The sequence below is a fragment of the Anaerolineae bacterium genome, assembly GCA_016931895.1.
Taxonomy (GTDB): Bacteria; Chloroflexota; Anaerolineae; order 4572-78; family J111; genus JAFGNV01.
The window spans coordinates 1-8,248 of sequence record JAFGDY010000262.1 but is presented as its reverse complement, the minus strand read 5'-3'; the positions used below and the strand labels follow the sequence as shown (position 1 = coordinate 8,248).

Genomic DNA, 8,248 nt, shown 5'->3' with positions numbered 1-8,248 from the left:
CCGAATATTTAGGCGTTACTCATCAATAAAAATCAAACCAAGTTCAATGGCCACGCGGGTTAGCCCGGCCACGTCATGCACATCCAGCTTGGCCATCAGGTTGGCCCGGTGCCGCTCCACGGTTTTGACGCTAATATTCAAGAGCCGGGCGATCCCATTGTTTGTGTGTCCTTCGGCAATGAGTTGCACCACCTCGCGCTCACGCGGGGTGAGTTGGTTAAAAGAGCTGGCTTGCTCGGCCTCAACCTGATGGGTCAAAAAGTCATCCACGACGATGCCGGAAACTTCCGGGCTGAGATAGGTTTCGCGCCGGTTGGCCGCCCGCACGGCCAGCAGCAGTTCCTCGGTGATTGAGTTTTTGAGCAGGTAGCCCCTGGCTCCGTTGCGCAGCGCCTGTCGCACCAGCGTGGGCCGGGAGTGCATGGAGAGAATCACCACCTGTGTGGTCAGACCCAGGGCGCGCACGCGCTGGGTGGCCTGGATGCCGTTCATACGCGGCATAGCAATATCAATAATCAGCACGTCGGGCTTGAGTTGTTCAACCAGCGTCACGGCTTCTTGACCATCCTCGGCTTCGTCCACTATATTAATGTCATTGGCTTTTTCCAGCAGGGCGCGAATACCCTGCCGCACCAGGTGGTGGTCGTCGGCCAAAATCACGCGAATCATACCGTATCCTCCCAAGGGCAGAACACGGTCAGGCGGGCGCCCTGGCCAGGCTGGGACTTAAGGTTTTTACAAACTATCGTTTGTAAAATTTTTCGCAATCCACTACCGAAAGGTCTTTTTTCTTAATAGAACAAATGTTTTGTGTGTTTAACGTAGCCGTTCGAGAATGGAGGCGATATACAAGCCTTAAGATTGGTGAATGGTCGAAAAACTCGAGAAAAGCTTTCGTTTCCGCAGTTGGGACGCTATACTCCATTTGATCACCCTCCGATGAACGAATTCACCTCACATTTTATCACAGTTTTTCTAATATGCCGCAACAGTTGATAGATCGGTCTTGGCACATCTTTTAACATTCGTGCGATTGCTAATCAACAGGTAGCCTCGACTACGCACATTCTTGATACACGGAACTGTGCCCAAGTGTACTTCCAATTTCCGCCGCAGAGTACGGATAAGTGGCCGGAGTAACTGGCTGGCTTCCTGGCTATCCGTGTCCAGATCATGCGTAGCTTTGACCATCTCAACCAGGCTGACGATTTCGTTGGGTTGCCGGGCCAATCGCTCCAAGAGAAACATCTCTCTGGCCGTCAATTCAATTTCCTGATCACCAACCCAGACCCGATGCTGCCGGTAGTCGAGCCGAACCGGTTTCTCATTGATGATCAGAGTAATCACTTCTGGTCCATTGGTTTCACGTTCAAATAAATTTTGCAGTCGTTCGGCAGCAAGGAGTTTGCCCTGCACCACGGCCAGTAAGTCATCCACATCCAATGGTTTGGGCAGGTAGTCATCCGCGCCCAATGATTTGGCGTAACGAATATCGCTATCCAGGGTGCGACCACTCATCAGGATGATGGGGGTCAGCACGAGGCGAGGGTTAGCGCCGTTTTTGACCCGTTGGCAAAGTTCGTAGCCATTGAGCTGTGGCATGGCCACATCAGCTAGAATGAGATCAACCGATTGAGTCGCGAATACCTCCAAAGCCTTGCTGCCATCTTGGGCGGTGAGGATCTCGTACCCCTGACGTTGCAAAAGAACCTTGAGAAAACCGATTGTATCGGTATCATCATCTACAACTAAGATCCTTTTCATTAATCACTTCCTGCAATCAAAGACGAAATTTACCGGCATATTTGGATACTGATAATTACTTTTCTTGTTATAATTGATGTCTTTTTGGTTCAAAAATATTTATCACATCTATTGATGTCTGAATCAAGACTCAATACCGACAGAAGTGCAACGCAAACGGAATGCGTGTACTAATCGATTTTGACTCTTTTGAAAAAAGGACTATAATCGAACATAGGTTCTATTTATCTACAATTAAGCAGGCTGTAAGCACAAATTTATAACATTGTTGTTCAGGTAACGGTGAAAGCCCTGCGTTATTACGACCAGATTGGTCTGCTTAAGCCGGCAGAAGTGGATCCCTTTACCGGCTACCGTTACTATTCGGCCAGGCAGTTGCCGCGGCTCAACCGCATCTTGGCGCTGAAGGAGCTGGGGTTATCGTTGGAGCAGATTGCCCAACTCCTTAAGGAGGCGCTAACGCCCGACCAAATCCGGGGGATGTTACGCCTCAAACAGAGCGAAATTCAACAACAGGTGCAGGAAGAGCAGGCCCGGCTGGCGCAGGTTGAGTGGCGGCTGAAACAAATAGAACTGGAGGAAACTATGCCAAGCCAAGAAGTCGTTTTAAAAAATGTTCCATCCCAGGCCGTTGCTTCGGTGCGGGCTACCGTGCCCACCACCGGCATCAGCGACCTTTTTACCGAGGTTTATACGCACCTGGGGCAGCACAAGATCAACCCAATGGGGCCTTCAATGGGCGTATACTACGATGAGGAGTTCCACGAGGAGGGGGTAGATGTGGAAGTGGCCGTGCCGGTGACTGGCTCAGTGCCCGCAGGAGAGCGAGTTAAGGGGCGGGAGCTTCCAGCCGTGGCCCAGATGGCGTGTATCATTCACGAGGGCACGTTCGATAACCTCAAGGCCACCTACACCCAGTTAATGGGGTGGATTGAGGCCAACGGCTACCGGATGAACGGCCCTATCCGCGAGATTTACGTGCAGTGGGCCATGCCCGGAGAAGACCCCTCAAATAATATTACCGAAATACAATTGCCCGTAAAAAAAGCGCAAGAAGCAGGAGGATAACAAATGCCGTACAAATTTGGAAAAGCCCTTCTATTTTCCTTTGTCGTTTGGCTCGTTGGGTTCATCTGGGGTATGATCATCTTTATGACGCCCCTGGTAAACTTGTCGCCCATCCCCTTCATCTCTTCCAGCCCGGCGATCAGTTTCCCATTGCTGATAGTTATGCCCCTGGTGAGTTTTCTGTTAGCCAGGTCATACCTGAAAGAAGCAGAGGACAAGCCGATGGAGGGTTTAAAGTTTGGAGTGACTATGTTCCTGGTGAACATTATTCTGGACTTTCTGGTGATTGTATTGCTGTTTGCAGGCGGTCTGGGTTTCTTTGCCTATCTTTCCATCTGGCTTGCTTACCTTCTGGTCAGTGCCGTTCCCTATCTCGTGGGACGGAGCATGGCAGCCCGGCGCGCATCTGTTTGAGGCTGAACAGGTTTTAACGAGTAAATCGTGGGAGTCCAAAAGCTAAACTTTTGGACTCCCCACTTTCTATTCAACAAAAAGCCTATGCCCATAGATTTTGCCAAGAACGAAGCCCACTATTTGCTCGACCAGATCAAACAACACGCTGACCCTCAATACCAAATGAGTATCAACGCCACAGCGCCGACAAAACTCAAGGTATACGGCGTGCGTGTGCCCAACTTGCGAGAAATTGCCCGGGCATGGTATCGTGAACATAAGCAGGCTACTTGCGAAGAAATGCTGACCCTGGCCGAAAGCCTGTGGAATAATGCCTCGCACGAAGAACGACAACTCGTCACTTATTTATTTGAACACTACAAAAACTGGCTGCCCACTTTAAACAAATCACCCTTCGAGCATTGGCGTCGGGGTCTTGACAATTGGGTCATCACTGATAGCCTGGGCTGGCTGTTGGGCCTGTGGGTATTAGCCGAGCCGGAAAATCGGCTGAGCTACCTGGAGAAGTTAATTACTGACAAAGATGTATGGAGTCGGCGGTTATCGCTGGTGGCTACCATCCGCATCAATCGTGGCGAGACGGGGTTCACGGCTCCTGATTTAACCCTGCAATTGCTTGACCAGGTCAAAGAAGAACGGCATCCGATGATGGTCAAGGCCGTGTCGTGGGTGTTGCGAGAATTGACGCGGCATCACCGCGATCGGGTGAAAATCTATCTGGCAGAAAATAAAGAGGTTTTGGCCGGTCAAGTGGTGCGTGAAGTGAATAATAAGCTGCAGGTGGGGCTCAAAAGTGGAAAAGCCAAATCATAAGGATAAGATTTGTGAAAGAAGATAACGTAGAAATCAAATCGCCATCAATCTGCCGGGTTATCTCTGTCTATCAGTCGGCCTATCCTGACCCGCTGGTGATTAAGGCTGGCGAAGAACTGATCGTAGGTAAAAAGGAAAGCGAATGGAGCGGGTGGGTGTGGTGTACCAACCAAAATGGCAAAAGTGGCTGGGTGCCGAAAAAGTATGTGGCGCACAAAGGATACATTTGGGTGGCTCGTTTTGATTACGATGCAACTGAGCTTTCGGTGGATATTGGCGAAGAGTTGATAATGGGTTATGAGGAAAGCGGCTGGATTTGGTGTACCGATCAACAGGGACGCCACGGCTGGGTGCCGGCAGATCATTTAGAGATACTTGGTGAGGGAAGCAAGCAATGAAAACAAAAGAAGCCCGAGAATTGGGGCGTCGTATTGCGAACCTGATTGCTCAGAACCAGATAGAACCGGCGTATGCTCTATTGGCTCCGATTTTGGCCGAGCGCACGCCGTTTGCCATGCTCCGCCACATCGGCGATGCTGTTGGCGTTGGCCCGCTGAAGTCGGCGAATGATTTTCTAGACTTTATCGCGGCTGATAAAACCGAAGGCGGTTGGGTGATTATTGCCAGCGCGTTGGAGCAGCAGTTGGGCCGTGACCTTACGGGCGCTTTTAACCGTTGCCGTGAGTTTATCATCGTTGCTGACGTGTGGTACGGGGCCGATACGTTAGGCGAGGGTGTGCCGGGCCGGGCGCTGGTGGCCAATTTTAAGCCGGCGCTGGCTCTGCTCAAGCCCTGGCGTGAGGATGATAATGCCTGGGTAAGGCGAATCGTGGGCGTCAGCGTGCATTATTGGGCCAAACGCTCCAGGGGAGCGGCTGAGCTTACACCGCAGGCCAAAGAACTTCTGGCTTTACTGGAGCCGATGTTTGGCGAATGGGACATGGATGCCGTCAAAGGCGTCGGCTGGGGCTTGAAGACGATGGGCCGCAAATATCCCGGTCTGGTCACCGACTGGCTGGCCGAGCAAGTTGTTCCCAACCAGCGCCGTCACCGAGCCGTTATGCTACGCAAGGCTCTGACTTATCTCTCGGGGGAACAACGAGCGCGTATTACCGGAAAAGGCCCTGCGGGGTTCTAAAACTCAAAGGGGCCGGTCACAATGAAGTTGGAATTTCAAGCGTACAAAGCCCGCAAAATTGTCAACGTCCACAAACACGTAGACGGTCCCTGGTTTTGGGACAAGTATTCTGCCCATCCTTACCTTGGCTGTCGCAGCGGCTGCAAGTTTTGCTACGAGCGCGGCGGCCCTTACCTTCGTGGGCGCGACCCAAATACTTTTGACACGGTAATTCAGGTAAAAACCAATGCCGTAGAGCTACTGCGCCAGGAACTGGCTCGCCTGGAACCCGACGTGATCTGCTGCGGCGACTGGCAACAGCCCGCCGAGAATCGCTACCGGCTATCACGCCGGATGCTAGAAGTGGTGCGTGACCTGAGCTTTCCCCTGTTCATTGTCGAACGCTCGCCCCTGTTGACCCGCGACCTGGATTTGCTGGTCGAAATTAATCAACGCGCCTGGGTAGGGGTGGTTTTTAGTATCAGCAATCTGGACCCCGCGCTCAAGCGAGCCTTTGAGCCACGCAGCCCCGGGGTCAAGCGTCGTTTGCTGGCCATGGCCAGGCTGGCCGAGGCCGGTATCCTGGTCGGCGCCTCGTTGATGCCGATTATCCCCGTGGTGGGTGACGACCCAACTCATTTGGAAGACGTTATCCGCGCCACCAAAGACCACGGTGGATCATTTGTGCTGGGTGGCGGGCTGACCATGGCCGGCGTCCAGGCCGAGCGTACTCTGGCTGCTGCCCGGCAGTTGGACCCGGCCCTGGTCGAGCAGTGGCGGGATTTGTATAACTGGCCGGTGGACGCAAAACCAAACTACGGCCCGCTGCGGAATTACAATGCCCGGCTGGGATTACTGGTTCGTGAACTGTGCGCTTGCCACGATCTGGCAGACCGGATGCCGCGCTACATTCCACCGGGGCCTCTGGCTACCAACAAACGCATCGCTGAACGGTTGTTCCTCAAGATTTATGACCTGGAACTGAACATGGCCAAGGAGTATCGGATTTGGGCTTATCGCAAAGCAGCTTGGACTGTGGATGAGTGGCCGGAGAGCATTGCCGAAATTTATCAGGCCAAAGGGGAGGCCGGGTTGCGAGCGTTGCCGGGAATCGGCAGAAGTTTGGCCGGAGAAATTGCCGGGTGGCTGCAAGAATTTGCGCCCTCTGTGGGCCGTGATTCTTGAGACTAACTCAAATGTTGGAAGGTAAATTTAATGGACATCAATTTAACCACTATTTTGGCCGAACGGCTGCGACGGCAGTGTTTGACCCACCCCCTAGCCGATGCCGGCGCATACCTTGAACTTTTTCGGCGGCTCCAGCCGGTATCGCCTGTGGCTTATACCCGGCCCGGCGATCCACCCAGGCTCATGCCGCGCACTCTTTTTGACGATGGCGTGGAAGCAGACCGGCTGCGGGCGCAGCGCCGGATGGTCAAAGGGCGTTTTTTGGGCGGCGGTATTGGCTATGTGCTGGCCGAAGACCTGGTCTTATATGCCAACGCCTTTCAACGTCCCCTAACCTATTTCAGCGAAATTCAAGAAGCGGTGTTGGAAGCCGTGCAAATTACCGGGCCGCTAACTCCCCGCCAACTCAAGGAGGAGACCGGCCTGCTCAACAAACAGATTATGCCTGCCCTGCACCGCCTCCAGCAAGCATTTCTGGTTTACGAAGACCAGACCGACGATGATTGGGAACGCGGCTGGTACGACTTTGCCGCCGAGTGGCCCGAGGTCAAATTAAACGAAGATCGCCGGCAGGCCGCCACCGCCCAGGTGCTGCTGCAATTTTTGGCAGGCCATGTTTTTGCCACGTTTGAGCAATTGAGGGATTGGTCCCAACTTTCCCAAAAATTGTTAGTCACCGTCATTCAGGAACTGGAACAAGCCAACCGCCTTGTGTCCCAAACGGTAGAGGACTTGGGTGAAGGCTGGTTGCGCGCTGAAGATACCGTTTTGCCTGAACAGAAAGTTATCCCGGCGGTGTTTATGCTGCATAAGGCAGACTTTTTGGTCAGGTCCCATACCAGCGAACTCAGACGCCGGTTTGGGGGACTGGAAGTGCTGCAATACTTGCTGATTGACGGGCAATTCCAGGGAGCAGTGGTGGGGCATTGGCGCATTGGGCCGCACAATGTGGACGATATTGTGTTGATGTTGCCCGCAGACGAACGAGCCAAAAGACGAGAAGAAATTATAAACGTTGTTGCTCAAGGGTATCATCCACCCCATCATCAAATTTTAAAATACAGTGGCGCAGAAATCACAGGAGTTTAAAGATGACCAGACCTCGAGTTATCGAAACTGAAGAGGGCCTGCAAGGCGAATTTATGGCCAATGCCTACGACGCTATGATGCGCCAATCGCGGGACAAGGGGCAATTGTTGACAAACCTGGTTCTCCAGGCCGGCATCACCACCGGCCTGGTTTTAGAAATTGGTCCCGGCCCTGGTTATTTGGGGCTGGAATGGCTCAAACAAACCGAGGGTACTTGGCTGAAGGGGTTGGACATCAGTCAAGACATGCTGAAAGTGGCCGAAAAAAACGCCGCAGAATACGGCCTGACTGAGCGTGTGGAGTACATTCACGGCGATGCTCTTCAGATGCCGTTTGAGGACGAATTTTTTGATGGTGTTTTTACCAACGCCGCCCTGCACGAGTGGGCTGATCCTGAACGCGCGTTGAACGAAATCTATCGTGTGCTCAAACCCGGCGGGCGGTATCTGATCACCGACCTACGACGTGATATGCCCTTTCCCATTAAATGGGTAATGTGGTTGGGCACCAAACCCAAAGAAATACGGCCCGGCCTGTTCAGGACTATTAACGCATCCTACACCCGTGACGAAGTGCAGCGCTTATTGGCGAAAACCAGGCTGAAGGATGCCTCAGTGGGACAGAGTTCGTTTGGCTTGGGCATTTCAGGTCAGAAAAAGTTGAGTATCGGAACCTGAGTTGGCGAGATTCTGAGAAAGATCCAAAAACTGGGATGGTTCACAATTTAGTTGACACTTTTTTGAGCACGAAATAAAAATTGGCCGTTAAAATTTATCGGGTCCAGGCTATTTTCTT

General features: G+C 52.5%; 10 protein-coding genes. 8 read left to right on the top strand and 2 right to left on the bottom strand.

The features are described from left to right. Window positions 1–15: 15 nt before the first annotated feature. Together JW953_20210 and JW953_20205 are read right to left on the bottom strand one after the other, a co-directional pair. On the bottom strand, window positions 16–669 hold the full coding sequence (locus JW953_20210) for a response regulator transcription factor (GenBank protein ID MBN1995030.1): 654 nt from the start codon (window positions 667–669) through the stop codon (window positions 16–18). A 306-nt stretch (window positions 670–975) separates the two neighbouring features. After that, window positions 976–1,764 (bottom strand): response regulator transcription factor, encoded by a 789-nt coding sequence (locus JW953_20205; GenBank protein ID MBN1995029.1) that lies wholly within the window; start codon window positions 1,762–1,764, stop codon window positions 976–978. A 255-nt stretch (window positions 1,765–2,019) separates the two neighbouring features. Between JW953_20205 and JW953_20200 the strand changes: the two genes are divergently transcribed. The 8 genes from JW953_20200 (at window position 2,020) to JW953_20165 (ending at window position 8,130) form a co-directional block, all read left to right on the top strand. Further along, on the top strand, window positions 2,020–2,832 hold the full coding sequence (locus JW953_20200; protein MBN1995028.1) for a MerR family transcriptional regulator: 813 nt from the start codon (window positions 2,020–2,022) through the stop codon (window positions 2,830–2,832). 3 nt (window positions 2,833–2,835) lie between these two features. After that, window positions 2,836–3,246: a hypothetical protein gene (locus JW953_20195; protein ID MBN1995027.1), complete on the top strand. Its 411-nt coding sequence runs from the start codon at window positions 2,836–2,838 to the stop codon at window positions 3,244–3,246. Window positions 3,247–3,330: 84 nt separating this feature from the next. Then, entirely contained in the window at window positions 3,331–4,059 is a 729-nt protein-coding gene (locus JW953_20190) for a DNA alkylation repair protein (GenBank protein ID MBN1995026.1), read from the top strand. An 11-nt stretch (window positions 4,060–4,070) separates the two neighbouring features. After that, complete coding sequence (locus tag JW953_20185) at window positions 4,071–4,457, top strand: SH3 domain-containing protein (protein MBN1995025.1); 387 nt, start codon at window positions 4,071–4,073, stop codon at window positions 4,455–4,457. Continuing rightward, entirely contained in the window at window positions 4,454–5,197 is a 744-nt protein-coding gene (locus JW953_20180; GenBank protein MBN1995024.1) for a DNA alkylation repair protein, read from the top strand. Before JW953_20185 ends, JW953_20180 begins: the two co-directional genes overlap by 4 nt. 21 nt (window positions 5,198–5,218) lie before the next feature. Then, window positions 5,219–6,361: a hypothetical protein gene (locus JW953_20175; GenBank protein ID MBN1995023.1), complete on the top strand. Its 1,143-nt coding sequence runs from the start codon at window positions 5,219–5,221 to the stop codon at window positions 6,359–6,361. A 30-nt stretch (window positions 6,362–6,391) separates the two neighbouring features. Then, window positions 6,392–7,453, top strand: a complete 1,062-nt coding sequence (locus JW953_20170; protein MBN1995022.1) for a winged helix DNA-binding domain-containing protein — start codon at window positions 6,392–6,394, stop codon at window positions 7,451–7,453. Between the two features lie 2 nt (window positions 7,454–7,455). Next, a complete protein-coding gene (locus tag JW953_20165) occupies window positions 7,456–8,130 on the top strand; it encodes a class I SAM-dependent methyltransferase (GenBank protein ID MBN1995021.1) in 675 nt (224 codons plus the stop codon). Window positions 8,131–8,248: the final 118 nt, after the last annotated feature.